The sequence below is a fragment of the Streptomyces sp. NPDC002884 genome (genome assembly GCF_040295245.1).
GTDB lineage: Bacteria > Actinomycetota > Actinomycetes > Streptomycetales > Streptomycetaceae > Streptomyces.
In genome coordinates, this window is record NZ_JBEOVB010000020.1 from 34,314 (window position 1) to 59,714 (window position 25,401).

General features: G+C 71.3%; 23 protein-coding genes and 1 pseudogene. 15 read left to right on the forward strand and 9 right to left on the reverse strand.

What is annotated here, in order from left to right:
- Positions 1–161 precede the first annotated feature (161 nt).
- The 3 genes and pseudogenes from ABT070_RS30895 to ABT070_RS30905 all read right to left on the reverse strand — a co-directional run bounded on the left by ABT070_RS30895 (position 162) and on the right by ABT070_RS30905 (position 2,699).
- On the reverse strand, positions 162–539 hold the full coding sequence (locus ABT070_RS30895) for a 2Fe-2S iron-sulfur cluster-binding protein (protein ID WP_351765484.1): 378 nt from the start codon (positions 537–539) through the stop codon (positions 162–164).
- Positions 523–1,833 (reverse strand): annotated as a pseudogene (locus ABT070_RS30900) (pyridoxamine 5'-phosphate oxidase family protein); the annotation flags it as partial. The gene ABT070_RS30895 and the pseudogene ABT070_RS30900, both read right to left, overlap by 17 nt.
- A 101-nt stretch (positions 1,834–1,934) precedes the next feature.
- Complete coding sequence (locus ABT070_RS30905; protein ID WP_351765359.1) at positions 1,935–2,699, reverse strand: siderophore-interacting protein; 765 nt, start codon at positions 2,697–2,699, stop codon at positions 1,935–1,937.
- Between the two features lie 147 nt (positions 2,700–2,846).
- On the opposite strand from ABT070_RS30905, the gene ABT070_RS30910 reads away from it, so the two are divergent.
- Complete coding sequence (locus tag ABT070_RS30910) at positions 2,847–3,476, forward strand: TetR/AcrR family transcriptional regulator (RefSeq protein ID WP_351765361.1); 630 nt, start codon at positions 2,847–2,849, stop codon at positions 3,474–3,476.
- 154 nt (positions 3,477–3,630) lie between these two features.
- Here the strand turns inward: ABT070_RS30910 and ABT070_RS30915 are convergent, their stop codons facing one another.
- Entirely contained in the window at positions 3,631–3,906 is a 276-nt protein-coding gene (locus ABT070_RS30915; RefSeq protein WP_351765363.1) for a hypothetical protein, read from the reverse strand.
- A gap of 266 nt (positions 3,907–4,172) precedes the next feature.
- Here ABT070_RS30915 and ABT070_RS30920 point away from each other — a divergent pair, with 266 nt between their 5' ends.
- From ABT070_RS30920 to ABT070_RS30935, 4 genes are all read left to right on the forward strand, one after another.
- Complete coding sequence (locus ABT070_RS30920; RefSeq protein WP_351765365.1) at positions 4,173–4,976, forward strand: helix-turn-helix domain-containing protein; 804 nt, start codon at positions 4,173–4,175, stop codon at positions 4,974–4,976.
- An 89-nt stretch (positions 4,977–5,065) separates the two neighbouring features.
- Positions 5,066–5,734, forward strand: a complete 669-nt coding sequence (locus ABT070_RS30925; protein WP_351765367.1) for a TMEM175 family protein — start codon at positions 5,066–5,068, stop codon at positions 5,732–5,734.
- A 202-nt stretch (positions 5,735–5,936) separates the two neighbouring features.
- A complete protein-coding gene (locus ABT070_RS30930) occupies positions 5,937–7,178 on the forward strand; it encodes an MFS transporter (protein WP_451102041.1) in 1,242 nt (413 codons plus the stop codon).
- Between the two features lie 104 nt (positions 7,179–7,282).
- Positions 7,283–8,200 carry a DUF6891 domain-containing protein gene (locus ABT070_RS30935; protein ID WP_351765371.1) on the forward strand — a complete coding sequence of 306 codons (918 nt, stop codon included), beginning with the start codon at positions 7,283–7,285 and terminating at the stop codon, positions 8,198–8,200.
- Positions 8,201–8,296: 96 nt separating this feature from the next.
- Here the strand turns inward: ABT070_RS30935 and ABT070_RS30940 are convergent, their stop codons facing one another.
- A complete protein-coding gene (locus tag ABT070_RS30940) occupies positions 8,297–8,848 on the reverse strand; it encodes a hypothetical protein (protein WP_351765373.1) in 552 nt (183 codons plus the stop codon).
- Positions 8,849–9,407: 559 nt separating this feature from the next.
- On the opposite strand from ABT070_RS30940, the gene ABT070_RS30945 reads away from it, so the two are divergent.
- A complete protein-coding gene (locus ABT070_RS30945) occupies positions 9,408–9,734 on the forward strand; it encodes a GVDTG sorting domain-containing protein (RefSeq protein WP_351765375.1) in 327 nt (108 codons plus the stop codon).
- 118 nt (positions 9,735–9,852) lie between these two features.
- Complete coding sequence (locus ABT070_RS30950) at positions 9,853–10,551, forward strand: class F sortase (RefSeq protein ID WP_502990188.1); 699 nt, start codon at positions 9,853–9,855, stop codon at positions 10,549–10,551.
- Positions 10,552–10,710: 159 nt separating this feature from the next.
- On the opposite strand, the gene ABT070_RS30955 is transcribed toward ABT070_RS30950, so the two are convergent.
- Both ABT070_RS30955 and ABT070_RS30960 read right to left on the reverse strand, forming a co-directional pair.
- A complete protein-coding gene (locus tag ABT070_RS30955) occupies positions 10,711–11,913 on the reverse strand; it encodes a serine hydrolase domain-containing protein (RefSeq protein ID WP_351765379.1) in 1,203 nt (400 codons plus the stop codon).
- A gap of 228 nt (positions 11,914–12,141) precedes the next feature.
- Entirely contained in the window at positions 12,142–12,519 is a 378-nt protein-coding gene (locus ABT070_RS30960; RefSeq protein WP_351765381.1) for a hypothetical protein, read from the reverse strand.
- Between the two features lie 236 nt (positions 12,520–12,755).
- Between ABT070_RS30960 and ABT070_RS30965 the strand changes: the two genes are divergently transcribed.
- Both ABT070_RS30965 and ABT070_RS30970 read left to right on the forward strand, forming a co-directional pair.
- Positions 12,756–14,126 (forward strand): helix-turn-helix domain-containing protein, encoded by a 1,371-nt coding sequence (locus ABT070_RS30965; RefSeq protein ID WP_351765383.1) that lies wholly within the window; start codon positions 12,756–12,758, stop codon positions 14,124–14,126.
- 132 nt (positions 14,127–14,258) lie between these two features.
- Positions 14,259–14,996, forward strand: a complete 738-nt coding sequence (locus ABT070_RS30970) for a PH domain-containing protein (RefSeq protein WP_351765385.1) — start codon at positions 14,259–14,261, stop codon at positions 14,994–14,996.
- 168 nt (positions 14,997–15,164) lie between these two features.
- On the opposite strand, the gene ABT070_RS30975 is transcribed toward ABT070_RS30970, so the two are convergent.
- Positions 15,165–16,286 carry a PP2C family protein-serine/threonine phosphatase gene (locus ABT070_RS30975; protein ID WP_351765387.1) on the reverse strand — a complete coding sequence of 374 codons (1,122 nt, stop codon included), beginning with the start codon at positions 16,284–16,286 and terminating at the stop codon, positions 15,165–15,167.
- Between the two features lie 369 nt (positions 16,287–16,655).
- On the opposite strand from ABT070_RS30975, the gene ABT070_RS30980 reads away from it, so the two are divergent.
- From ABT070_RS30980 to ABT070_RS31005, 6 genes are all read left to right on the forward strand, one after another.
- Positions 16,656–17,681 carry a LacI family DNA-binding transcriptional regulator gene (locus ABT070_RS30980; RefSeq protein ID WP_451102043.1) on the forward strand — a complete coding sequence of 342 codons (1,026 nt, stop codon included), beginning with the start codon at positions 16,656–16,658 and terminating at the stop codon, positions 17,679–17,681.
- Between the two features lie 56 nt (positions 17,682–17,737).
- Positions 17,738–19,336, forward strand: coding sequence for an FAD-dependent oxidoreductase (locus ABT070_RS30985; RefSeq protein ID WP_351765389.1), 1,599 nt, complete (start codon positions 17,738–17,740; stop codon positions 19,334–19,336).
- Between the two features lie 100 nt (positions 19,337–19,436).
- Complete coding sequence (locus ABT070_RS30990) at positions 19,437–21,566, forward strand: hydantoinase/oxoprolinase family protein (RefSeq protein ID WP_351765390.1); 2,130 nt, start codon at positions 19,437–19,439, stop codon at positions 21,564–21,566.
- Complete coding sequence (locus tag ABT070_RS30995; protein ID WP_351765391.1) at positions 21,563–22,162, forward strand: hypothetical protein; 600 nt, start codon at positions 21,563–21,565, stop codon at positions 22,160–22,162. The genes ABT070_RS30990 and ABT070_RS30995 overlap by 4 nt, the downstream gene beginning before the upstream one ends.
- Positions 22,163–22,165: 3 nt before the next feature.
- The gene (locus tag ABT070_RS31000; protein ID WP_351765392.1) at positions 22,166–23,455 is read left to right on the forward strand and encodes a TRAP transporter large permease; all 1,290 of its coding nucleotides are present in this window, start codon (positions 22,166–22,168) and stop codon (positions 23,453–23,455) included.
- A 92-nt stretch (positions 23,456–23,547) separates the two neighbouring features.
- Entirely contained in the window at positions 23,548–24,549 is a 1,002-nt protein-coding gene (locus ABT070_RS31005) for a hypothetical protein (protein WP_351765394.1), read from the forward strand.
- A 95-nt stretch (positions 24,550–24,644) separates the two neighbouring features.
- On the opposite strand, the gene ABT070_RS31010 is transcribed toward ABT070_RS31005, so the two are convergent.
- Complete coding sequence (locus ABT070_RS31010) at positions 24,645–25,253, reverse strand: TetR/AcrR family transcriptional regulator (protein ID WP_351765396.1); 609 nt, start codon at positions 25,251–25,253, stop codon at positions 24,645–24,647.
- Positions 25,254–25,401 lie beyond the last annotated feature (148 nt).

A 25,401-nucleotide genomic window follows, 5' to 3' on the forward strand; every position in this document is an offset into this window, starting at 1 on the left:
CGGCGCTCCGGGCGGACCCGCGTTCCCCGGTCGGTCCCGTCGCCTCCTCGTCGGCGCGGCGCCCCACGGGGGTCTCGGCGGCTGCGCGAGCCGCGCCCGCACACGGTCGGAGCTTCGGTGGCGAGATCTCGGCAGCCGCGGCGCCCGCGATCAGCCGGTGCTCACGGGTCCGTGATGTCGAGGGTCACCTCGGACAGCGGGCAGCTCACGCATGTCAGCACGTAGCCGTCGGCTTTCTGCCGTGGCGTGAGGCAGTTCGGCTCGTTCTGCGCCACCTCTCCGCTGCGGAGCTTCACCATGCAGTCGCCGCAGTTCCCGACCGTGCAGGAGTACGGCATCGGCAGCCCCGCGGCGAGGCCCGCGTCGAGCAGTGTCCGGCCGGGCTCGACCGTCGCGGTGCCGACGGGGTGCCCGTCCTCCTCGACGGTCATCTCCTGCGGCGCCGTCGCCGTGGGCCCTGTGTTCGCCGCGCACCGCGATGCGGTCCCCGGCACGGAGGCCGCGGTGCACGTGGGTGGAGAACAGGCCGCCCTCGACATGCTTGACGGTGACCTCGAGCTGGTTCGATCCGGGTGCCGACGAGGCCGAGTAGGCCCGTCGCACCGTGCGGCCGTCGATGTCGGCGACGAGGGTGAAGAACTGGCCGGGCCGGAAGTCGAACGGTCCGGGGTTCTCGGCGGCTTCCTCCAGCAGGAGGGTGACCGCGCTCGGTGTCTCCCTGCGCACCTCGACGACGCGCACCTCCCGCAGAAGATGCTCCGTCCCGCCGTCGGCGGCCGGACGCCGGCGCAGGAAGCCACGGCGGCGACCGCCCGCGCCGGGCTCGACGTCCTCGTAGCCCTCTTTGCGCAGCCCGGAACGGTAGGCACGGTTCATCACGAGCCGCAGCAACCGGGGCATCCCCGGGATCGCCCCGACCGCCTTCAGCAGGAACGCGGGCGGCCCGCCCTCGGCCTCGGCCGAACCGGCGGCGAGGTGTTCGCCCGCCAGTGCCAACAGGTCCGGCATCGTGCCGCGTTCGAGGTGCGCGCCCGGGGTCCACAGGCGCGAGCGCGCCAGGGCGTCGTTGCCGGACACCTCGGCGTGCTCGACGTCGATGAGCAGCGCCAGGTGCGGGGGCATCCCGCGCAGCGCCATCGTCTCCAGCAGCGCGGGATCGTCGGTGATCGCGCCGCGGCCGCGGACGTGCAGTACACCGCCGCGCCCCGGCAGGAGTGCGGCGAAGGAGAGCCGGTCGTCCTGCAGCAGGTTGTGGAGCGTGTCGGCGCGTTTGTTGCCCTTCCGGTCCGGGACGACCAGCGTGCGGCCGTCCAGGATCCGCGCCACCGCCTCCCGGTCCCCGCGCGGACTCGTGTCGCTCCCGCCGGACGAGTCCCACGTGGACAGCGCGAGGAAGGGTGCCGCCGCCAGGAACCCGGCGACGCCGGGTCGGCACAGGGGCCCGTCACCCGCGATCTCGGCGGCCGGTACGGCCGGGCCGGGCGGCTGCCACAGGCGGGACCGGAGGACGGCCTGTGCGCAGTGCACGTACGCCTCGTGGATGTCGACCGTTGTCCGTGCCCCCTGGTGCGCGGCCACCGAACCGTTGAGGCGCAGGAGCTCCCCGACGCCCGGCAGGAGGAAGAAGAACGAGACCGGACCGTGCGGGTGGCCGGCGCCGGGCAGGGTGAACGAGATCCGCGTGGGCGAGTGGACGTGTGCGAACCCGGGCCTGCCGCCGATGAAGGTCGTCCTGCTGGTGCCGTCGGTGTCCCGGTAGCCGAAGGCCGCGATCGGACACCGGGCGAGAACGGTCCGGCAGCCCTCGTCGAGGGCGCTGATCTGTTTGAGCATGATCACGGGTGCCGGGCGGCCGATGGTCGTCTCGACCTCGTCCACCGTCGTCAGACGGCGCAGGGTGCTCGAGCGGTCTACTTGCTGCACGATGATTCCTCTCAGCCGGGGGCGGACCGGCCCTGGCGCCAGTAGCCGATGAACGAGATGTCCCGCCTGGGCACGCCACGGTCGTTGACCAGATGCCGCCGCACCCCCGTGGCCAGCCGGGACTCACCCGCGACCCATGTGTGGAAGCGCCCGGCCGGGAGCGACGCGTCGCGCACCGCGTCCAGCACCAGCGCGCCGGGCCGCAGGCCCTCGTCGTCGCGGCTGAACCAGTGGATGCGGACGCCGGCGGGTGTCTCGACGGACCGGAAGTCGGCCGCGGTCGCCACCTCCAGGAAGACCTCCGTGGCCGGCGTGGGAGGCGTTGTGTCGAGGATCGACAGGATGGCGGGCAGCGCGGTCTCGTCGCCGACCAGCAGTCGCCCCTCCGCGTGCTCCGGCAGCCGGTACGTGGTACCGATGTCGAAGATCCCCGCCGGGTCGCCCGGCTCGGCCCGGCGCACCCAGGACGCCATGGGCGAGTCACCGTGCAGGGCGAACTCGATGTCGAGCTCGTCGTCCGCGGGCCGCACGCGCCGGATCGTCAGGTTGCGCACCCACGGGCGGACCGACTTCGGCAGCAGCATCAGCTGGGCGACCCAGGCCTCGTTCGAGACGGTCGGCATCCGCAACGCGGTCTGTCCCTCCCGGGGGAAGAAGAGGCGAACCGCCTGGTCGTTGCCGGCGACGACCAGGTCCCGTACGCCCGGACCGCCGAGGGTGATGCTCGCGAAGCCCGGTGTGAGGACCTCACGGCGACGCACCTCCAGCGTGATCATCGTGCGCGACCCGGGTAGGTACACCTTGGGGATCACGGCCCGCCACCGACCCTGGGCGCCATCTTGTTTCCGCAGTTCATGCCACTATTCTGAGCAATAGCTCAGCTCTTTGGCTACTCGCTTTCCGCGCCTCGAGGAGGCCCCCAGATGCCGTCGGCCGACCGCCGTCTTCAGCCACGTCGCAAGCCCAGCCAGGTGCGCGCCGAGCTCACCCGCGAGCGCATCCTCACCGCCGCTGCTCACGTTTTCGCCGAGCACGGCTACGCCGCCGGCACCACCAACCGCATCGCGGAACGCGCCCGCATCTCCATCGGCTCGCTGTACCAGTACTTCCCGAACAAGGACGCCATCCTCGCCGAGCTGCTGGTGCGTCACATCGACCGCGGCACGTGGACGCAGGCCGACCAGCTCGACCTGTCCCCCGGGAGCCTCCGGGCGATGGTGCGGGCACTGGTCCGCGACGCGATCGACAACCACCGCGACGATCCGCAGCTGCTGCGGATCATGATCGAGGAAGCGCCGCTCTCGCAGGAGCTGCTCGACACCATCGACCGGCACGGAAGGAATCGCGTCGGTCAGGTGCGCGACCTCCTCTCCCGACACCCGGACGTCCGTGTACGAGATCTCGACACCGCGGCCGAGCTGATCGTGTTCACCGTCGAGCTCAACACGCACAAACTCATGGCCGACCCGCGGACCATCCCGGTCGAGACCTTCGAGAGCGAACTCGTCGACATGATCACTCGCTATCTCAGCGGAGATCCCGGCGATCGGTAGCCGCTCCAGCCGCTCGGGCACGCGGCCGGTTTGCGCAGCGGGCTCCCTCCGGCTGCGGACGGCAATCACCGGGCCGTGGACGGGCGGGGTGAACAACCGCCGACTGCCGGCGGCCTCCCCGTGGAGCGGGGAGGCCGTCGGCGGGGCCGGGTTCTCAGCGGTTGGTCCACAGGTTCCAGAGGAAGAAGGAACCCTGGGCGCACTGGTAGCGGTCCCAGTGCCCGCGCTCGATGCCCTGCTGACCGGCCGTCTGGCAGCCGCCCAGGGTGACGTACTTGCCGCGGTGGACGTCGAGGCCGTCGGCCGCACGGACGGCGCTCGCCTGCTGGGTCGCCGCGGTGGGAACCGCGACGGCGGGCGCCGCCGTGCTCAGGCCGAGCCCGGTCGCGGCGAGGACGGCGAGGGCGGAAAGCGCGATACGTACACGCATGGTGAAGGTCCTTTCGGTGGGGTGCGAAGTCGGCTCGTGCGGCATCCGGCGACACGGCCATGAACACCGGCACGCTCACCCTCGGGGGTGATCCGTGGAGCCGGTACGCCGAGTTTGCACGGGTTGATGACCCTTCACGCCCAAGTCCCGCTTGCTTCACCGATGTCGGGATAAATACACTCCTGACCTGCTGGGACGCGTCCGTCCCGGGACATGAAGCAGTCGGTGGGACACGTTGCGGCGCCCCTGCAGGGAGATCCTTTTCGATGACCGGCCAACGACCGGAGCAGGTCGCGGCAGCACGGAGACTGGGCGAGGCGCTGCGGAGCCTGCAACAACGCTCGGGTCACACGCTTCGCGCCCTGGAGACCCAGGTCCGCATCAGCGACTCGTCCCTCTCCCGCTACTTCCGGGGTCAGAGCGTGCCTCCGTGGCCCGTCGTCCGGGATCTGTGCCGGTCGATGGGGGCCGACCCCGGCGAATACCGGGCCCTGTGGGAAGCGGCCGGTCGCACCGGTGCCGACGAAGCGGCCGACGCCGACACACCCGGCGCACCCCCGGCCCCCGCCCTTCCCTGGCGGCGCCGTCTCCGCACACACCTGTCCGGCCGCTGGGCCCTGGCCACGGCCGGCGTCGCCGTCGGCCTCGCGATCGGGCTCCTCCTGACACTGCTCACCGTGCGGCACTCCCCCGCCACGCCCCCTGCCCAGGGCGGCGCCGCCGGGCCGAAGGACACCAGCACCGGCTACGGCAATGCCGGCGTACTCGTCCACAACGCCGAGGAGGAGTGCCAGAAACCCCGCACGCACCAGTGCGCGCTGTCCCTCGCCTATGACCCCTACCGCCCTTACGTGACGGCCAACTCGGCGGACCGCGTCTGGCATCACGACCTGCTGCACGCCCGTTGCAGGATCGCCGACGGCGTCACCGTCACCGACGAGAAGAAGAAGCACACCAGCATCTGGATCCAGGTCACGCGGAAAGGGCAACACCTCTGGCTCCCCGGGATCCGTGTCGACCCCGACAGCCTCAACCAGCTGAGCACCGTACTGCCCAGGTGCCCGTCGTAGGGATCGCCGGCTCTCGATGACGCCGACGACGCGCCACGTGCACACGAGCCGGCCGTACCGTTCCCGAGAGCTGATAGCAGGGAGGTTGGATGAGCGGGAACGCTCGGCCGGAACCAGGGTTCTCGCCCGAGAGGCTGGCCTTCTTCACAGACGCGATCTTCGCGATCGCCATGACGCTGCTGGCTGTCGAACTGGAGCGCCCGGACGAGCAGGAACTGGCCTCGGCTCGCGCGCTCGGGCGTTTCCTGGTGGACCAGCGGGGCTCCTACCTGGCGTTCGCGCTGGCGTTCGTCCTTCTCTGGTCGGTGTGGCGCCGCCACCACAAGCTGATGGACCAGGTAGGCGAGCTGTCGAAGGCCTTCGCGGCCTGGCACGCGCCGTTCCTGCTGCTGGTCGCGTTCCTTCCGTTCCCGACAGCGGTCATGGGGGCTTCGATCACCAATCCGCTGGCGGAGACACTGTTCGCCGGCACGATGGCGGCCATGGTCTTCTGCGAGGCCGTCATCAAGGAGATCTCCAGCAGCGGCGGTCTGCTCACCGGCGACCCCGCGGCAACCCGTCGGCACGCCGACGGTTCCTGGGGAGTCGGCCTCTGGTTCGTCCTCAGCGCCGGCGCCGCCTGGCTGTTTCCGTACGCCTTCGTCCTGTGGTTCCTCGCCCCACTGGCCGCGACGTACGGCGGAGCTCTGATCTCCCGCCTGCGCGCCTCCCACCAGAACCGCCCGGACCCGCGCGACGGGGACGCGCCACGAACCTGACTGGCCGCATGTCTGTCTGCCGCTCTGTCGTTCCGCCTGTCCTCCTGTCCGCCTGTCCGCCTGTCCGCCTGTCCGCCTGTCCGCCTGTCCAGGAGGATGAGTGGGCTGCCCGAGCCACTCCTACTACGCTGACTGCCTTCAGGGCGGGGACGGGGAGGGCTCATTGGCGCGGCAGATCCCACTCGGGGAGGACTTCCGACGGTTGTGGGGCGCCTACGGGGTCAGTGCTGCGGGCAGCGCCGTCGCGATGGGGGCTTTGCCCCTGGTCGCCGTCCTGGTGCTGCATTCCTCGACGTTCCAGGTCTCCCTGCTCACCGCCCTGTCCGCCGTGGCCAGTGCGGTGATCGCTCTGCCGCTCGGCGTCCGTATCGAGCACCGGTACAAGCGGCCCGTCATGATCACCGCCGATCTGACCCGCTGCGCGATGCTGGTGAGCGTGCCGGTCGCGGCGGCCTTCGACGGTCTCACCTTCGCCCACCTGTGTGCCGTCGGCATCCTCCAGACGGCCGCGTCCGTCGCGTTCGACGCGGCGAGCGGCGCACATCTCAAGGCGCTCGTCAGCCCCGAGCACCGCCTTCGCGCCAACAGCCTGTTCGAGACCACCAACTGGATCAGCGTCAGCGCGGGACCGCCCGTCGGCGGGCTTCTGATCGGAGTCCTGGGCTCCACGACCACGCTCGCGGTCGACGCCGTGTCCTTCCTCGGATCCGCCCTCGGCATCCGCCGCATCCGGCGGCCCGAACCCGCGCCGCCTGCGCCCTCCGCCCCTCACCTGGGCCGCGACATCGCCGCCGGCTGGCAGTACATCCTGCGGCATCCAGGACTGCGTCCCCTGTTCTACAACTCCCTGCTCTTCGGCGGCTCCATCATGATGACGTCACCGCTGATGGCCGTCCTCATGCTGCGTGACCTCGGCCTCGCGCCCTGGCAGTACGGACTCGCGCTGGGGCTGCCCTGCCTGGGCGGCGTGCTGGGTTCACGCCTGACCCCGTCGCTCACCCGGCGGTTCGGGCAGCGCCGGATTCTGCTGCTGTCCGGTGTCGCCCGCACCCTCTGGACGGTCCTGTTGCCGCTGGCGCCTTCCGGTGCCCTCGGTGTGTTCATCATCGTGGCCGCCGACTTCGGTCTGCTCTTCGCCGCCGGCGTCTTCAACCCGTCGTTCACCACCTACCGCATGGAGGCCACACAGGACGCTTTCATGTCCCGTGTCGGCACCTCCTGGTCGGTCAGCTCGAAAACGTGCCAGGCAGTCTTCATGATCGCCGGTGGCCTCCTCGCCGAGGCGGCGGGCGTCCGCGGCGCGCTGCTCATCGCCGGCGTGCTCTGTATGGCGAGCGCGCTCCTCCTGCCCTGGCGGAAGGTCCGTCCCTCCACCAAAGGCGTTCCGGCCCCCGCTGGGGAACCGGCCCCAGCACCGGCGCCGTCCCAGGCCGACTCCCCGTGACGAGCGGTGTCGGACATGGATCGGGGGTGCCCTGGGCCCTCGCCGTGGCTTGCGTCGCGGGTTCCGGCAGGTCTGCTGTCAGTGGGGCGTGTCAGAGTCTGAGCATGCTCGAGATCGTGGTGAAGACGGAGAACGGGGAGCGGCACGTTCGTGTGTCCGCGCAGGAGTTGGCCGGGCTGGTCCGGCGCATCGGCGGCGATGGTGACCGGTTTCTGGTGGTCCATCGGATACCCGACCTGCCCGACGTCTTCGCCCAGGTCTGGCACGAGGCCGGCGGGAACTACACGCTGGAGCACCGCGACGGTGCCGCCGACCGGCACTTCCAGGTGATGGTCGACAGCTCCGAGGCCGTGATCGCGGAGATGAGCGGCTGGGCCCGGCAGGAGCCCGGTCGGAGCACTGATCTGGCCTGGTCGCGATGGGACATGGGCCTCACCGGCGAGGTACCGTCGCTCGACCTGGCCGAAGGCGAGCGCGAGGAGTTGGAGAAGCGCGTCCGTGAGGTGCTGGTCGGCGGCTATGCGGACCGTGCCGAACTGGCGGAGCTCGCCGAGGAGTACCTGGTCACCTCGGACCGCCGACCCGTATCCCGCGAGCAGGCGGAGGCGCTGGCCGACCGGATGTGGCTGGAGCGCGTCGCGGAGCAGGCCGAATGGAAGGGCGAGACGGCCCCGGAACGGCTCACCCGCGCGTTCACCGCCCTGCAGGAGGCCGGTGTCACCGCCCGCGAGAACTTCACCTGCTGCGGCAGCTGCGGCCGGTCCGAGATCGGCGGCGAAGGCGGAGCGGACGCCCGCGGCTTCGTGTACTTCCACTCCCAGTGCACGGACTCCGCCGCGGCCGGGCACGGGCTGATGCTCCTCTACGGAGGCTTCGACGGCTCACCCGAGACCACCGCAGCCATCGGCCACGAGGTCGTGTCCGCCCTGGAAGCAGCAGGTCTCCCGGCCGAATGGGACCGTGACCCCGCCCGGGCCATCACCGTCACCCCTCTGGAGTGGCGCCGCCGTCTGGTCGGCTAAAGAGAGTCCGCCGCGCCGTGACCGCAGGGTAGGCGGCGGCCATCGACGGACCGACCCCGTTCGCCGGAGCTCGGTGGCCTTACGGGGCTTCGCACGTTACAGTCCGGCCGCCTGGACCAATGACGCCCGTTCGCCCTCGCCCAGATGAAGGCCGGCCAGCAGTTCGTCGTCAGCCAGCAGACGTCGCACCGAAGCCGCCTCGGCGACGAACGCCGCCCGGCAGAGGGCTCGTTCAGGGTGGTCTTCCTCGGGGCCGCCGACCGCCAGGTCCCATGCGTTGTCGGGGTCGGTGGGTGCGGACAGGGCTGCGGCCACGAGCACGAGCCCGAACAACTCGTTCCGGCGTGGGACCGATGGATCGGCGGTCAGTCTCAGCAGGTACGGGACGACGGCCGGCATCGTGGCACTGATGGACATCGGCCCGGACATCACAAGCCAGTCCAGCGCCCGTTCGGCCAACTCGGCCGCGTCGGAATCGAGCAGTCCGCGCAGGACGACCGAGGCATCGACCGGGCAGCCAGGAATGGACGACCACTCCACGTCCTCGCACCCTTGAAGTGCCGGATGCGGAGAAGCCTCTTGCCCCAGGTGCGGATGGGCCGCCGTCAGGGCTGCTGTCGCGGCCACCGCCGCGGCCTCGTGATCCACTGTGCACACCGGCATGCCCCCCGTCCGCCCGCCGGCGCCGTACCGGCGAACATCGACCGCATCGACGCCACGAGTCTACGCAGGCTCCACCTTCACGCCCCGAGGACCCAGCCCTGACTGACCGGCGGTCCTACGCTGTGGCCGACCGGCCGAAGGGCACGCCCCGTGCCAGCTCGTTAGCCTATTCGCCGACCTGCGGCGATTCCTCCACCCCTTCGGTTCCGGCTCGCCTGACCTGCGTGAATGCCCGTACTGAAGGAATCGATTCGCCTGTCCGAGCGAGGTGCGTGTCGATCCGTCATGTTGCGGAGGTGACGCAGCGTCGGTTGCCTCGACAGTGGTGCACAATTCAGGCATCGCGCAACATACCGGACACTGCTCCGCTGGAGGGGTTCTTGTGGGCAATACACGTGTTGGCATCGCTATCGGCCTGATGGCCGGTTTCCTCGCTCTTCAGACTCCAGTCGCCGCCGCCGGTGACTCAGGTCTCGACATCCACTCGCGGCAAACCACCCACGGCTCCACGGTCACCGTCAGCACCACCGCATGTGGTGCGGACGTGACCTACGGCAAGGGCGAGTCCGAGGTGGCAGGGGCGTTCCACCTCTTCGAAGGCGAGAGCAAGGGTGTGCTCACCGGCGAGTTCACCGTGCCGGAAGGATCTTCGCCCGGCACCGACACCGTCACCGTCAAATGCCCGCCGCGGACCAGGATCACGGACTCGTACGAGATCCCGTCACGTCGGCCCGACGGCGCCGTCGAGGCCGGTTTCGGGCACACGGAGCAGACGTCGACGCAGCTCGCTCTGGGCGCGGCGCTGGTCGCCGCGGCCGCCGCCGGAGGCCTGGTGAGGATGCGTCACCGCTCGCGCTCGAACCAGAACTGACGCCCGTCCGCCCACCGGCTCTCTCACCCCCGGCGGCTCCCGGAGCTTCTCCAGTCCCGGGAGCCGCCGGAAAACGATCGCCTCCCCCTCCCTCGTTGTAAGCAGAGAACCGACCGCGATGGCTCCCAGGCACACAGCCGACACTTCGTCTCCCTCTTCGTCTTCCTCTTCGTCTTCCTCGTTCATCCCTTCGGTCAGGCTTCTCGCCTGGACTCTCGTGGTGGGTGCCGTGCTGGTGACCGGCGCGGTACACGACGAGCAGCCACCACAGCCTTCGGCAGGCCAGGCCTTCTCCCCTCCGCCGAGCGCCACGGCCCACCGCACCGCCGCCCCGACGGACCCCGCCGTGCCCCCGCTCTCGCCCGCGGAACCGCTCTGGCTGCGGATCCCCGCCATCAACGTGAGCGCCCCCGTCACCAAGCTGCACCTCGACTCTTCGGGGGCGCTCGAGCCCCCGCCCGCCGACCGCCCCCACCTCGCCGGCTGGTACAGCGAGGGCACGGCGCCGGGATCCGCCGGGACAGCCGTCACCGCGGGCCATGTGGACCTGCCCGGCGGCAACCCGGGGGTCTTCTACATGCTCGGTGTCCTGACCAAGGGCGACACGATCGAGATCGACCGGGCAGATCAGCGCACAGCCGTATTCACCGTCGACGCCCTCGAGATCTACGAGAAGGACCGCTTCCCGAGCGACAAGGTGTACGGCAGCTCCGAGCGGGCCGAGCTACGGGTGATCACCTGCGGCGGGGGTTACGCCAGAAACACCGGATACCAGGGCAACGTCGTGGTCTACGCGACACTCACCGCCGTGCGGTGAGGTGATCGTCGGTGAGGCGCGGGCGGCTCACGCCGGGAGCACGCGGACGGACCACCCGGCCTGCCTCTGTCGGTACGACTCCCCCGGCTCGGTCATCCAGACCCCCGGCGTGCCCGTGCCACGTGGAGCACGCCGGGGCCGTTCTACGTGTAAGCGCACTCACCGCCCGTCGCGCAGCAGCGCGCAGACGAAGTCCTCCTGGACGGCGCGCAGCCGCTTGAGCCGCGCGGGATCGCTGGTCGCGCTGATCTGGCTCGTGATCGAGAACGTCAGTGAGCGCCGGCCGTCGGGAGTGGCGGCCACCAGCTGCGTGTAGCCCGGGAAGTTCCCGGTGTGGCCCAGCACGACCCCGCACCGTGTCGTGTAGCGGAAAATGCCGAGTCCCGCGGTGTTGCGTCCCGGGCCGGCCGGTTCGGACGAACCCGCGATCCACCTGCGCTGTTCCCGCACGACGCCCTTGCCGTAGAGCGCGCCGGAGGCGTAGCCGCGGATGAAGCGGGTCATGTCGGCCGGAGTGGAGATGATGCCCCCGGATGCCCATGCGCCGGAGGCGCCGACGAGCTCGCTGATGTCCTCGGGAGACGCGGGGTCGCTCACGTCGTACCCGTGCAGGTAGGGCTCGGGCATGCGGTAGCCCTGCGGGAGGCTGGTGTCGCGCAGCTCCAGCGGCCGGTAGACCAGCCGCCGCAGGAGTTGTTCGTACGGGGTACCGGTGACCGCTTCCGCCATCAGGGCGACGGCGATGTTGTCGGAGTTGGAGTACTCGTACCGGCTGCCCGGGGCGAACCGCAGGGGCTGGTCGGCCACGTAGTCGAGCAGGTGGCGGGAGTCGAAGCGGTGGCGCGGGTCGGCCGCGAGCACCGCCATGAACGCGGGGGCCTTCGAGTAGTCCGGCAGGCCGCTGGTGTGGTGCAGCAGCTGCCGCAGCGTCACCTGGCCCCAGGCGTCCGGGAGCTGCGGGAGACGCTCGCGCAAGGTGTCGTCCAGACCCAGTGCGCCGCGGTCGACGAGGGACAGTGCCACCGCTCCGCTGAAGGCCTTGGCCGTGCTCGCGATGCGCATGTGGTCCTTCACGTGCGGCGGGCGACCCGTTGCCAGGTCGGCGACGCCGGCCCGCAGCACGCGGGTCTGCCGGCCGTTGCGCAGCACGGCGATGACACCGGGCGGACCGCCCGGCTCACTCACCAACCGCTCGATCTGACGCTGCAGCGTACGGTCCTCCGCCGGCCCGGCGGCGGTGCCGGCCGCGTTGCCCGCGGTGGACGGCACCAGCACCGCCAGAGAGGCGGCCGCGACGACGAGAACAGACCCCAGACGTGGTCGCGGGGCGGCTCGGAAAGGCCGAGCGGGACGAAGAGGCATCGAGGCTCCTGGAGATGGGCGACGGCAGTGCAGGTCAAGCCTCACCGGCCGCGGACGCCGGTGCCGCTTCCTGTTGCTGCAAACAGCCCAGTCAGCCGTGGGTGGCAGGGGTCGCCGCCTCCGTTGTGCGTCTTCCCTTTCTGATCCATGTGCCGCCACGCCCGGACCGCTGGAACCCTGCCCTCCCCGCTCGACTGCGGAAGGCGGCCGCCGCCCGTTCGAGCTGACTCAGCAGGTGGAACTGGTGGAGATCCTTATTCCGGTGACGCTGTAAGCGTTCGCGAACACGGTCTCGGAATTCGGAATCAGGCAGATCGAGTTCCCGTCCTGGAGCCGTAGATACGCCACGTCGTCGTTCCGGGTGTTGACGACGTGGTAGTGCGGCCGGGACCTGACCGTCTGGTAGGAACTGGTGACATCGCGGTACTTCGTGATCGGTGTGCCCGCGTTGTAGGCGTGCTCGTCCACGTAGAAGCAGACATAGGGGTACGGGCAGCCGTGGGTGGGGGATTCCGCGTGGGCTGCCGATGCGCCGGTCACGGACATGGCTGCGACGGCCGCACTCGCGCCCGCGAGGCCTGCCGCCTTTCGGATGACGGACTTCATCACTTCTCCAAGAGTCGAGGGGATCGTCCGACACGGCAGCCGTAGATCGTGATCCGTCGCGGATGCCGCTGGTCAGCCGTGGTCGGTGCGACACCAGGAGCATCGGCCGTCACCGGAGTCCGGCGCAACGACTGCCGCCCCTTCGGCGACGGTGGAACCATCCCAACCCGTCTGACGTGCAGGGACATGAGTCCCTGGGACAGGGATCACGGGCGGACGACGGAGGAACGGTGTCGATGCGGGACAATGTCGAGGAGTTCGCGGCGATGCTGCGCCTGCTCAAGGACCGTACGGGCCGGAGCTACGGCTCCCTGGCCCGCCGCCTCCACATGAACACCTCCACGCTGCACCGGTACTGCGCGGGCGAGGCGGTGCCGCAGGACTTCGCGCCTGTGGAGCGGCTCGCGGCCTTCTGCGAGGCGACACCCGAGGAGCGGCTCGAGCTGCACCGGCTGTGGTTGTCGGCGGTGGCGGATCGGCAGCGGGTGCGGGCGGCCGGTTCTGCGGCGGAGGCCGAGGCGGCGGAGACGGCGGAGGAGGCGGCGATTCCGCCTCTGGCTCCGGACTCGGACTCGGTCGGGGACGGGGACGGGGACGGGGAGCTCCCCGAGGAAGCCGGTTCCACGGAGCAGCGCAGGGATCCCGACCCGGACCGGTCCGTCCCCTCCCCTGCTCCCCGCCCCTGGTACCGCAGCCGACGGGTCCTCGTGTCCACCGCCGTCACCTGCGCACTGCTCGCCACGCTGCGCGGCACGTCCGCCCTGTCGGACGACCGCTCCTCCGAAGCGGACGCGTCCCGCCCCGGGGACCCGCGGACGACGGCCCTCGGCGCACCTCACCGTTCGGCGATACCGTCGGCCGCCGCCACCGCCACCGCTGCCCCTTCCCGGGGCTCCGCGTCGCCCAGCGCCCGGCAGAGAACCCCCGCCCCGTCCTCCACCGGCGGCGGTCCCGCCTCGGCGGCGAAGCCGACCACCGGCCTGCCCCTCACCTGGAGCACCGACTCCCTGGTCTGGGACAAGGGCTGCGACCACGACTACGTCCTCCACAAGCCGCCGGCGCAGGTGCCCCCGCCGCCGGTGGAGCAGGACGCCGGCGCGTGGGCGGCGACGCAGGGGGCGGTGCACGGACGGCAGACGAGGGTGCAGATCTCTGTGCAGGGGCGGTCGTCCACGGCCGTGGTCCTGGAGGCGCTCCACGTCCGCATCGTCAGCCGCGACACCCCGGCCGCCGGGAGCGCCTACGCCATGGGCCAGGGCTGCGGCGGCGACCTCACGCCCCGCCGCTTCACCATGAACCTCGACGCCGACCGCCCCATCGCCCGCCCGAAGGACGGCGCCGACAGCGGACACACCCTCCCGGCCGTGCACTTCCCGTACCGCGTCTCAGCCGAGGACCCGGAGGTGCTGCTGGTCGACGCGACGACACAGACCTACGACGCCCGCTGGTACCTCGAACTCGACTGGTCCTCCCAGGGCCGCACCGGCACGATCCGCATCGACGACCACGGCCGCCCGTTCCACACCACCAGCATCAAGGGCATGCCACGCTACTGGTACGGCACGAACGCCGCGGGCGAGCGTGCCTGGGTCCCGTACGACAGCTAGGGACTTTCCCGGACCCGGGCTCACCACCCCGCCCCCGCGCCGCACTCCGACTCGCGTTCACAGAGACGGGCTATAAGCTCCCCTCGCTCTCGTGCCCGGGTCATGAGGGGCTTGTGAACGGGGGGAGTTCCGATGAGCGACGGGATCGAGCGGGAGTACCGCAGACGGCGGGGAATACCGCCCGCGTTCCTCACCATGCTCATCGCGGCGGCACTGGTCACCGCCAACGCACTGCACGCGATGGCGACGCTCGGGCCGTCGGGCTGGGACGTGCTGGCCGTCGGGGCCTGGCTGACCGTCGCCGGCCGGGTGGCGCTGGAGCAGTGGCGGGCGCGTACGTTCGTCACCGCCGACGGGGTCACCGTCCGAGGGCCGATACGCACGCGCAGCTGGGCCTGGTCCGACATCTACGGCATCCGGGTCGAGGACAACAGGGGGAGCACTCCTCGGTGGTCGGGGTATCTCTATGCCATCGACGGGCACCGGGTCCGTCTCCCCCACCTCGACGAGTATCAGCTGGCCGACCCGATCGCCGAGGTCGCCGACCTGTGCGCCACCGCCCTGCGGCTCGGACTGACGTCCCTGGAGACGCGACCGGACGCGGAGGAGCGCATCGCCCGACGGACGCGGCGGCGCAGGGCGTGGCAGCGGGCGGCCGTCGCGAGCCTGGTCGTCGCGGCCGTCATGTTCGTCTACGACATCTGGTTGGTCTTCGACGACCGACCGACGCACACGCTCCTGCTGGTCGGGGGCGTCCCGCTGCTCTGTCTCCCCGTCTTCTTCCTCGTCCTGGACCGCATCGGCGAGAGTCAGAACCGCCGCTTCACCGACCCAGCGACTCGAACCTCCACCGGCGCACCGCTCGACTGACCAATTCCTCTTCAAGTCGCGATGGTTGGCGGGACGCTCGCCCGGTGATGCGACCGGCGTCCACCGCTTCGCCGCCGCACCACCCCGGGTCGGGCAGAAGGCCTCCGGCCTACCGTGATGGTCCCGTACCGCCGATGGCCACCACACGGTCGACCGGATGATCGGGTGTCAGACCGCCAGCCGGCGGATCGCGACTACGGCCGCGTCGTCGTTGAGGTGTCCCTGGACGTGGGCGATCAGGTCGTCCCGGAGAAGGCGCAGCAGTTCTTCCGGGTCGTCCTTGGTCCAGTCGGGCGCCCGTTCGGTGAAGGGGTAGAAGTCTCCGCCGGCGTTGCGTGCTTCGATGACGCCGTCCGTGTAGAGGAGCAGCAGGTCACCGACCTCGAACGGGAACGTCTGGACGTCGTAGGCGGAGATGCCGAAGAGGCCGCCGAATCCGATCGGGAGATGGCTCGCCTCGGGCAGGAGCGGAGTGATCTGGTTCCCCCGCAGGAGGAGCGGCGGCGGGTGGCCGCAGGTGATGAGGTGGACGACCGGATCGTGGTCGGGGATGTCGAGCAACAGGGCGGTGGCGAAGTCCTCGTCGGTGTCCTGTTCCGCCTGTGATCGCCACTGGCTGGTGTCCCAGCGGAACGCGGCGTCCAGGTGGACGGCGAGGCGCGGGAGCGTGGCCTGTCGATGTGCGGCCGCGCGGAAGGCGCCGAGCAGCAGGGCGGCGTTGTTGATCGCGGCCAGGCCGTTGCCGCGCACATCGCCCATGAGGAGCCGGGTGCTGTGGTGGACCGTCCGTGCGGCCGCGTACAGGTCTCCGCCCAGCTCGGCCTCTTCTTCGGCGGGAAGGTAGAGACTGGCGATCCGCAGCGGGCCGGTGCGGGCGGGCAGTGGCCGCAGCAGCACACTCTGCGCCGCCTCGGCCACCGACCGCACCCGCTGCAACTGCCGCTCACGCCGGTCCCGCACCACACAGACGGTGACACAGACGATGGAGACGACGATCAGCGCAGTGATCTGGGCCTGGATGTTGGCGGTGGGAAGGACCCCTCTGAGCACGCCGATCAGCACCTGGGCGGCCACCGCGAGAGCCCCCATCAGCGCCGTGACGCGGGCGCCGGCGAACGCGACCGTGATCGCGGGCGCCGCGACCAGCAGTGGACCGAGGTGGATGTGCGGCGGCGCGAGAATATCCACCACGCAGACCGTGACGATCAGCCCCACGGGGATCACGACCAGCGCGGGGGCATGACCCGGCCGCCAGGAACGCCGCAAGTCCAGCCATGATCGAAGGCCCATGCCCCAAGCCTTCCACTTACCTCCGCGTACAGGGATACGCCGCTCCGGGCACCCGCACCCGGGCACCCGAGGCCGGGGCTGTGCCCAGCGACAGTTGTTCGCCGGACGTCAAGGGCAGGCAGGTCGCCGACAGCGGCTGCCCCTGCGGTCCGCCCGCACTGCCACCGGGGGTCCGCCTCACCGGTGCCGTTCGGTTGTGCGGCAACTTCTGTCCCGAGCCTTGACCCTGTCGGGCGGGGAGGTGCAGTCTCCAGTAATGCGCATTAGGTAATACGCATTAACAGGAGAGGTACCACTGTGGAACCCAGGAAGCGGCCCGGACGGGCACCCGCGCCGGCCGGACGTACGGCACGGCCACGGCAGGCCGAGGTGGCCCGGCTCGCGGGAGTGTCCCAGGCGACCGTGTCCCTGGTGCTCTCGCCGAAGCCCGACGGCAAGGGACCCATCATCTCCGAGGAGACCCGGCGACGGGTCCTGGAGGCAGCCCGCAGCCTGGGCTATGTGCCCGACCCGGCCGCCCGCCGGCTGGCCGCGGCCCGCAACAACCTCCTCGGCGTCTTCAGCTTCACCGCCACGTTCCCCACCGATGTGCAGCACTCCTACTACCCCTTCCTGGTAGGCGTGGAGCGCGAGGCGGCGGCGCTCGGCTACGACCTGGTGCTGTTCACCGGGTCGAGCACCGGCGGCGCCGGGGCCTCGGGTCCCGACGCCCTGAGCCGGGTCCGGCTCGCCGACGGCTGTCTGTTCATCGGCCGGCACACGCCCCGGACGGAGCTCAAGCGACTGGTCGAGGACGGCTTCCCCGTCGTGCACCTGGGCCGCCGTGAGGAGTTGGAGGGTGTGGCATGGGTGGGCGCGGACTATGTCGAAGCCACCCGTGACGTCGTGGGCCGTCTGGCCGGGTTGGGGCACCGGCGGATCGTCCTCGTCCGGGAGGACGACGACGCGCCCGCCTCGGCGGACCGTCAGCGCGGCTTCCTGGAGGGGCTGGAGGCGGCAGGTCTGCCCTCCGGGCCCGCGACCGTCTTCCGGTCCGCCGATCCGCAGCGGGAGCTCACGCCCGAACGGCTGCGCGCCTGGGCCGACGAAGGGGTGACGGCCTTCGTCGCGGAGGAGACCGACACCGGGGCGGCCTGGCGAGGTCTGCTCGCCGCCGTGCGCGAGGCGGGCCTCGACTGCCCCGCGGAGGTGTCCCTCGCTCTGCTCGGCAGCCCGCCCTCCGATCTGGCGAGCGAGCCCGTACCGACCGGATTCGACATCCCCCGGCCGCAGTTGGGCGCCGCTGCCGTGCGGTTGCTGGCAGCGCTCGTCGCGGGAGAGGAGGCGCGGGAGCCACTCGTCGGCTGTGTCTTCCGTCCGGGCCCGACGACCGGTCCGCCGCCGGCCCGTACCTGAGCAGCGCCCCTACCGGCCTCGCGTCCAGTGAACCTGATCCGGCGGCAAGGAGAAGCGTGATACCCGAAGCGGACATCCTCGTCGTGGGCGGTGGCCTCGGTGGCGTGGCCGCCGCTCTCGCGGCCTGCCGGGCAGGACGCAGCGTCGTGCTCACCGAGGAGACGGACTGGATCGGCGGCCAGCTCACCAGCCAGGCGGTACCACCCGACGAGCACCCGTGGGTGGAGCGGTTCGGCACGACCGGCTCCTACCGGCGGCTGCGCGAGGAGATCCGGCGGTACTACCGCCACTGGTACCCGCTGCGGGCCGAGGCCCTGGCGCTCACCGACCTCAACCCGGGAGCGGGCCGTGTCAGCAAGCTCTGTCACGAACCGAGGGTCGCCCTCGCCGTCCTGGAGGGCATGCTCGCGCCCCACCGGGCGGCAGGCCGGCTGACGGTACTCACCGAGCACCGGCCGGTCTCCGCCGAGTACGACAACGATGTCGTACGGTCGGTGACCTTGCAGGACCTGCGCGACGGAACACGTCACACCCTCACGGCGCGCTATGTCCTGGACGCCACCGAGACGGGCGAACTCCTGCATCTGGCGGGCGTCGAGCACGCGAACGGGGCCGAGGCACGCGCCGAGTTCGACGAGCCGCACGCCCCGGACGCGGCCCGGCCCGACAACCAGCAGGGCATCACGGTCTGCTTCGCGCTCTCCCACCACGAGGGCCAGGACCACACGATCGACCGCCCGCAGGACTTCGACCTCTGGCGCACCTACCGGCCCTCGTTCTGGCCCGGCCCGCTGCTCGGCTTCGAGGCTCCCGATCCCCGCACGCTGGAGCCGCTGCCGCGGACCTTCGTACCGAATCCGGATCTGGACCCGCTCGGTGTCTCCGCCGACCAGAGCGCGGATGCCGGCGACAGAGAGCTGTGGGGCTTTCGCCGTGTCCTCGCGCGCAAGCTGCACGCGCCGGGCGCCTTCGATTCCGACATCACACTCGTCAACTGGCCGCTCAACGACTACTGGCTCAAGCCGTACATCGGCCAGGAGGCCGAAGCGCTGCGCGAGGCACGGCAGTTGTCGCTGTCACTGCTGTACTGGCTGCAGACCGAGGCGCCGCGCCCCGACGGCGGCACCGGCTTCCCGGGCCTGCGGATCCGCCCGGACGTGACCGGCACGGCGGACGGCCTGGCCAAGGCGGCGTACGTCCGCGAGTCCCGCCGTATCAAGGCCGTCACCACCGTCACCGAGCACGACGTGGCGATCGACCTGGTCGGCCCGTACGGCGGCACCCGGCACCGGGACTCCGTCGGCGTGGGCGGGTACCGCATCGACCTGCACCCCTCGACCGGCGGCGACAACTACATCGACATCGGGTCCGTGCCGTTCGAGATCCCGCTCGGCGCGCTCGTGCCGCGCCGGGTGCGCAACCTGCTGCCCGCCGGCAAGAACATCGGCACCACCCACATCACCAACGGCTGTTACCGGCTCCACCCGGTGGAGTGGAACGTCGGCGAGGTCGCCGGTGCGCTGGCCGCCCACTGCCTGGCCGAGGACGTCGAGCCGCACCAGGTCCAGGCCGAGGACAAGCGGTTCGAGGACTTCGCGCGGCTGCTCGACCGCGACGGAGTGCAACGCCACTGGCCGGACGTACGCGGCTACTGAACACCCCCGCACGGACGGGAAGTTCCGGGCGCGGCGGCTCCATCCGCGCCGCCCGGCGACAGCCCGCGCGAACCGATCCAGCACAAGGAGGTGCCCGGACATGAACACACCCCGCATCCGCGTCGGCATCGACGTGGGCGGAACCTTCACCGACGCCGTGGCCGTGGACGCCACGACCCTCGAACTCCTGGGACAGGTCAAGGTCCCCACCAGCCACCACCACGAGGACGGCGTCGCGCACGGCATCGTCGAGGCGCTCGACCGGCTCCTGGAACAGACCGGCCGCGCCCCGACCGACGTCGCCTTCCTGGCGCACGGCACGACCCAGGCCACCAACGCCCTGCTGGAGGGCGACGTGGCGACCGTCGGACTGATCGGCATCGGGGCCGGCCCCTCGGCGGTGTTCACCCGCCGCCTCGCCTCGTTCGGCAAGCTCGAACTCGCCCCCGGCAAAAGGCTCCCGCTGGCCTACGCACATGTCGCCGACCCCGACGACACGGCGGCCGTCCGGCGTGCCGTCGAGCGGCTGACGGGCGAAGGCGCTCAAGTCCTGGTCGCCAGCCAGCCGTTCAGCGTCGACCGGCCCGAGGGCGAGCAGGCGGTCCTGGACGCGGGACGGCCGTACGGACTTCCGATGACGGCCGCGCACGAGATCACCTCGCTGTACGGACTGCACAAGCGCACCCGCACGGCCGTGGTCAACGCGGCGATCCTGCCCCGCATGCTGGCCACCGCCGACCTCGTCGACGCCTCCATCACCAAGGCGGGCGTGACCGCTCCCCTGATGGTGATGCGCTGCGACGGCGGTGTGATGGCTCTCGACGAGATGCGTCGCCGACCGCTTCTGACGGTGCTGTCGGGACCGGCCGCCGGAGTCGCGGGCGCCCTGATGCAGGAGCGGGTGAGCGAGGGCGTGTTCCTGGAGACCGGGGGCACGTCGACCGACATCAGCGTCGTACGCCGCGGCAGGGTCGCCGTCCGGCACGCCACCGTCCTCGGCAGGACCTCGTGTCTGAGCGCCCTCGACGTGCGCACGGTCGGTGTCGGCGGCGGGTCCATGGTGCGGATCGGCGAAGGCCGGGTGACGGGCGTGGGGCCGCGCAGCGCCCATATAGCGGGGCTGCCGTACGCCTGCTTCGCCTCCCCCGACCAGTTGCGCGACGCCCGGGTGGACACCGTCCGGCCCATGGAAGGCGACCCCGCCGACTACGCCGTGATCGACGCGGCGGGCGGGCGGTTCGCCGTCACCACGACCTGTGCCGCCAATGCCCTCGGCCGCGTCCCCGAGGGCGACTTCGCCCACTGCGACCCGGAGACCGCACGCGCCGCGATCGCCCCGCTGGCCGCCGTGCTCGGTACCGACGTGGCGACCGCGGCCGCGCGGATCCTCGACGCGGGCATCGCCCAGGTGAAGACGGTGGTGGACGCCATGATCCGCGACTACCGCCTCGACAGGGACACCGCGGTACTGGTCGGCGGAGGCGGCGGTGCCGCGTCCGTCACCCCGCACCTCGCGCACACCAGCGGCATGGAGGGGCGGATCGCCCGCCACAACGAGGTCATCAGCCCCATCGGAGTGGCCCTCGCGCTCGTACGGGAACAGGTCGAGCGGATCGTGCCCGGCGCTTCGCAGGAGCAGATCCTCGCCGTCCGCGCCGAGGCGGAGCGGGCGGTCGTCGCCCAGGGCGCCGCCGCCGAGGGCGTCGAGGTCGAAGTCACCGTCGACCCGCAGACCAGCACCGTGCGGGCGGTCGCCACCGGCGCCACCGAACTGCGCACCCACGACCGGTCCCATCGCGCCGACGACACCGAGCGGCTGCGTGCCGCGGCGGCCAGTCTCAAGGCCGACCCCGCGGCGGTCCACGTCCTGGCGGGCACCGCCGCCCACACCGTCTACGGCACGCGGACGCACCGCCGTCTGCGGCCGACCCGGCGGCCCGTACGGATCGTCGACATGGACGGCGTCGTACGCCACCACGCCGCCGACGCCCGCGTGGAGACCACCACCGTGGCCGGCGCCCCCGAGGTGCTCGCCCGGCTGGTGGGCGAGTCCACCTCGTACGGCGACGGCGGAGTGCGCGCTCCCGCCCTGCGGCTGCTGCTCGGCTCCCGCATCGCCGACCTGTCCGGAGTCCTCGATCCGCAGCCTCTGCTGGCGCTGGCCCGCAGCGAGTTGCGGACCCGCGCGGCCGACGAGCCCGTGGTCGCCGTCCTGGAAGTGCGGTCATGACGGCCCCCGAACCCACTTTTGTGGAGCGGGAGTCGACGGATCCCGCGGCCGTCGACGACGTCGAGTGGGCCGTCCGGCTGCTGGCCGCCACGCCCACCCACGAGGGCCGCGACCGCGAGCTGCTGCGCCAATGGGCCCGTAGAGCCGACGAGTTCGGGTCCCGGCTCGCCCCCGTCCCGTCCACCGCGCGCGTGATCGAGCGGGACGACGGCCTGGAGCGGATGCTGCTCGCCCGCTACACATCACGGCCCCCGACGGTCGAGCTCTACACCGACACCCTCGCGCTCGCCGAGGAGGTGGTCGACGCCCGTGGCTGGCGTGCCTGGTACCCGCCGGGCTCGGTGCGCGCGGCCGCGCTCGCCCACGAGGCCGTGCACGCCTACCTCCACGACGGCCCGGCGAAGGCCGCGCTCAAGCAGGCACTCGACCACACCGTGCTGCGCCTCGGTCGCCGTCGCGTGGCCGGCCATGTCGCCGGGGCCGAAGAGGTCGCCGCCCACGCCTACGCCAGAACCGTCTGCGGGCTCGGCCGAAGCCCGCTGCTCCTCACCGCCGCGCTCCGCTCGGCGCTCATCCGGCCCGGAAGAGAGAACTGACCCATGGGTGTCGTCATCCTCCTCGTCATGGCCGCCGGCGTCGGCCTGATGCTCACCCGCAGACTCCCCACCGCCTTCGCGCTGGTGCTGCTCGCCGTCGTGATCGCCTTCCTCGCCGGGGCACCCCTCACCGGCGAGAACAGCGTGCTGGACACCGTTCTCCAGGAAGGCGCGCCGACCCTGGCCGCCACCATGATCGCGATCATTCTGGGCTCCTGGCTGGGCAAGCTCCTCGACGAGACCGGTATCGCGGGCACGCTGGTCCGCAGAATCGTCGAGTTCGGCGGTGACCGCCCGACCGTGGTGGCCCTCGGCGTCCTCGCGGTGTCCGCGCTCGTCGGAACGGTCACCGGCTCGGCACCCGCAGCCATGCTCGCCGGCATCATCGGCATCCCCGCCATGATCGCGGTCGGCGTGCCCAAGGTGACCGCCGCGGGCACGGTGCTGATGGGCATCGCCGTGGGCATCCCCTTCGAGCTGCCGGTGTGGCAGTTCTTCTCCACCGCGCTGGATCTGCCGGTCCCGACAGTGCGCGACTTCATGGTGAAGCTCTTCCCGTTCGCCCTCGTCGCCGCCCTCGCGTTCGTCCTCGTCGAGTCCCGCCGGCGCGGCACCGAACATGCCTGGTCGCTCAAGGCCGTCGACTCCTCCGGCACGAAGCCTCGTTCACGGCGCGCGGAGCTGGGCGACGCGCCCTGGTACGCGCTGCTCGCCCCCGCCGTCCCGCTCGTCCTCGCCCTGGGCTTCGAACTCGCCATCATCCCCTCGCTGTCGGCGGGCGTCCTGTACGCGCTGGCCACGACGACCCGGCCCGGCGAGATGAACAAGCGGCTGCTGCGCACCCTGTACGGCGGCTTCGAGGTGGCCGCCCCGCCGATCGCCCTGTTCATCGCCATCGGCATCCTGCTCGCGGCGGTGAAACTGCCCGGCACCGTGGACGCCCTCGAACCGCTCGTCAAGGCCGTCAGTCCGCAGCACCCCGTGCTGTTCGTCCTCGTCTTCACCCTTCTCGTCCCGCTGTGCCTCTACCGCGGCCCGCTCAACGTGTTCGGGCTCGGCGCGGGTATCGCCGGCGTCCTCATCGCCGCCGGCATCTATCCCGCGGTCGCCGTCCTCGGCATGGCCACCTCGTACAACCAGGTCTTCGGCGTCGCCGACCCGACCAGCACCCAGACCGTGTGGAGTGCCCAGTACGCGGGCGTCACTCCCCAGCAGGTCATGGCGCGCACGCTGCCGTACGTGTGGGCGGTCGCCCTGGGCGGCCTGTGCGTCACCGCCGCCACCTACCTCTGAGCGGACCTCTGAGCAGACCTCGGGGCCGACGGGACCCTTCCGGGCCCGCGGGGCTGCGTGAGCCGCGATCCCTCAAGTCATCGGAGCCCACCATGCACGAGCCACACCTCGACCGGCGGCTCTTCCTGCGCGCCGGCGCCGCCACCGGAGCCGCTCTCACCGTCGGTACCGTGCCGGGTGCCCAGCCCGCGGCCGCGGCGCCCGGCGGATTCCCCGACTACACCTACGTCCGCACTCTTCTGACGGCGTCCCAGCTCGAGTACAACCCCACCGGCGAGATCATCTTCCCCTGTGTCCGGGGCGTCTACGACAAGCTGAGCTCGCCCCTCGGCCGCTACTACCTGTACTACGCGCCGCACGACGCGCCCGGTGGGATCTGCCTGGCGTACGGCAACTCGCTGGAGGGGCCGTTCACGGAGTACCCGGCGAACCCGATCGTCTCCAACAAGTGGTCAGGGCACTACTCCGTCAGCCATGTCTCGTCGCCCCATGTGCTGTGGAACCAGGACGCCAAGGAGTTCTGGCTGTACTTCCACGGCGAGAACACCACGACCCGCCTCGCCCGCTCGGCCGACGGGATCCGCTTCACGTACGACAAGGTCGTGCTGTCGACGTCCATGCTCCCGGCGGGCACCACGGAGACGTCGTACGCCCGGGTCTTCCGCCACGACCTGCCCGCACGCGGCGCCCGCTACGTGATGGTCTTCATGCTCAACAACACCACCGACCACCGTGACATCCACTGGGGCTGGTCCGCCGACGGCCGCACCTGGAGCTACGACCAGCAGCCGCTGATCCGGCACGGCGATGTCGGCGCCGTCAACGTCGGCGGTCCGCACCTCCTCCACCGCGACGACAGCACCTATGTCGTCTACAACAAGGACAGGTCGAGCGGCGGCGACATCATGATCACCGAAGTCGGCAACGACTTCGGCATGCGCACCCACCTCGGCGTCTTCTACAGCTCACGCGGCGCCGCCCCGGAGAACGGGCGTGCCGCCGCACCCTCCTTCGGCACCGACGGCGGAGTCCCCTACATGATCTACGAGGCGGGAGAGCGGCTCGCGGGAGCCATCGCCGTGGCCCGGGGGTGACCCGACAGGTCGACTCGTGCCGGGCACCTCACCTCGGGACGGCCGACGAACGAGCGGGATGGACGGCGGGTTCGGCCCGCCGTCCGGCGCCCCGGTCAGGACGGCGGGGCCTGACCGGCGGCTCCGGGCGCCCCGGGCGCCCCGGCGCGCAGTCCGTCCATGACGAGGTCGAAGAGGCGGGCGGCACGCGGGCGCCAGTCGTCCGTGGGCGCCATCTGCCACAGGCCGCCGATGGCGAGGACCAGGTCGTCGGGGGTCATGCCCGGCCGGATGGCGCCCACCGCGTCGTTGGCGCGCAGGAGGAGTTCGGCCGCGTCGGTGACGGGGGTGTGCGCCGGCCTCTCGGGGCCGCCGGGCGTGCTGGTGGCAAGACGGATGGCGTCGGCGAGGCCGGCCTTGGTCATGGCGAACTCGGCCAGTCGGTCCATCCAGGCGCGCAGGGCCCGCTCCGGCGGCAGCCGGTCGAGCAGCTGGGCCGCGCTGTCGGCGACCTGGCGCATCTCGTGGCGGTAGATCTCCAGGACGAGGGCCTCGCGGTTGGGGAAGTTGCGGTAGAAGGTGCCCTGTCCGACGCCCGCCTTCTTGGCGATCGCGCTGAGCGGGGCGTCGGGGCGCAGCGTCAGCTCGGCGAGTGCCACCTCGAGAATGCGCTCACGGTTTCGCTGTGCGTCCGAGCGCAGGGGCGCGTCCTTCTTGTGCTGCACTCGACTCTCCTCGGGAGTGCGGGGCCGAACCCCACCCTTGCTAAGCGGACAGCTGTCCGTTAAGTTTGCCGGTAGCGGACGACTGTCCGGTTGGGTTCACCATAGCCCCGGCCGGGTCCGCGCGGGAGTCCGCGAACACCGTCAGCGC

Coding starts and splice junctions, on each gene's coding strand:
- ABT070_RS30915 (WP_351765363.1), bottom strand. CDS start 3,906: ATGCGTGTACGTATCGCGCTTTCCGCCCTCGCCGTCCTCGCCGCGACC.
- ABT070_RS30895 (WP_351765484.1), bottom strand. CDS start 539: ATGTCGAGGGCGGCCTGTTCTCCACCCACGTGCACCGCGGCCTCCGTG.
- ABT070_RS31005 (WP_351765394.1), top strand. CDS start 23,548: ATGCACGAGCCACACCTCGACCGGCGGCTCTTCCTGCGCGCCGGCGCC.
- ABT070_RS30995 (WP_351765391.1), top strand. CDS start 21,563: ATGACGGCCCCCGAACCCACTTTTGTGGAGCGGGAGTCGACGGATCCC.
- ABT070_RS30955 (WP_351765379.1), bottom strand. CDS start 11,913: ATGCCTCTTCGTCCCGCTCGGCCTTTCCGAGCCGCCCCGCGACCACGT.
- ABT070_RS30960 (WP_351765381.1), bottom strand. CDS start 12,519: ATGAAGTCCGTCATCCGAAAGGCGGCAGGCCTCGCGGGCGCGAGTGCG.
- ABT070_RS30935 (WP_351765371.1), top strand. CDS start 7,283: ATGCTCGAGATCGTGGTGAAGACGGAGAACGGGGAGCGGCACGTTCGT.
- ABT070_RS30990 (WP_351765390.1), top strand. CDS start 19,437: ATGAACACACCCCGCATCCGCGTCGGCATCGACGTGGGCGGAACCTTC.
- ABT070_RS30975 (WP_351765387.1), bottom strand. CDS start 16,286: ATGGGCCTTCGATCATGGCTGGACTTGCGGCGTTCCTGGCGGCCGGGT.
- ABT070_RS30925 (WP_351765367.1), top strand. CDS start 5,066: ATGAGCGGGAACGCTCGGCCGGAACCAGGGTTCTCGCCCGAGAGGCTG.
- ABT070_RS30910 (WP_351765361.1), top strand. CDS start 2,847: ATGCCGTCGGCCGACCGCCGTCTTCAGCCACGTCGCAAGCCCAGCCAG.
- ABT070_RS30965 (WP_351765383.1), top strand. CDS start 12,756: ATGCGGGACAATGTCGAGGAGTTCGCGGCGATGCTGCGCCTGCTCAAG.
- ABT070_RS30920 (WP_351765365.1), top strand. CDS start 4,173: ATGACCGGCCAACGACCGGAGCAGGTCGCGGCAGCACGGAGACTGGGC.
- ABT070_RS30905 (WP_351765359.1), bottom strand. CDS start 2,699: ATGATCACGCTGGAGGTGCGTCGCCGTGAGGTCCTCACACCGGGCTTC.
- ABT070_RS30950 (WP_502990188.1), top strand. CDS start 9,853: ATGGCTCCCAGGCACACAGCCGACACTTCGTCTCCCTCTTCGTCTTCC.
- ABT070_RS30970 (WP_351765385.1), top strand. CDS start 14,259: ATGAGCGACGGGATCGAGCGGGAGTACCGCAGACGGCGGGGAATACCG.
- ABT070_RS31000 (WP_351765392.1), top strand. CDS start 22,166: ATGGGTGTCGTCATCCTCCTCGTCATGGCCGCCGGCGTCGGCCTGATG.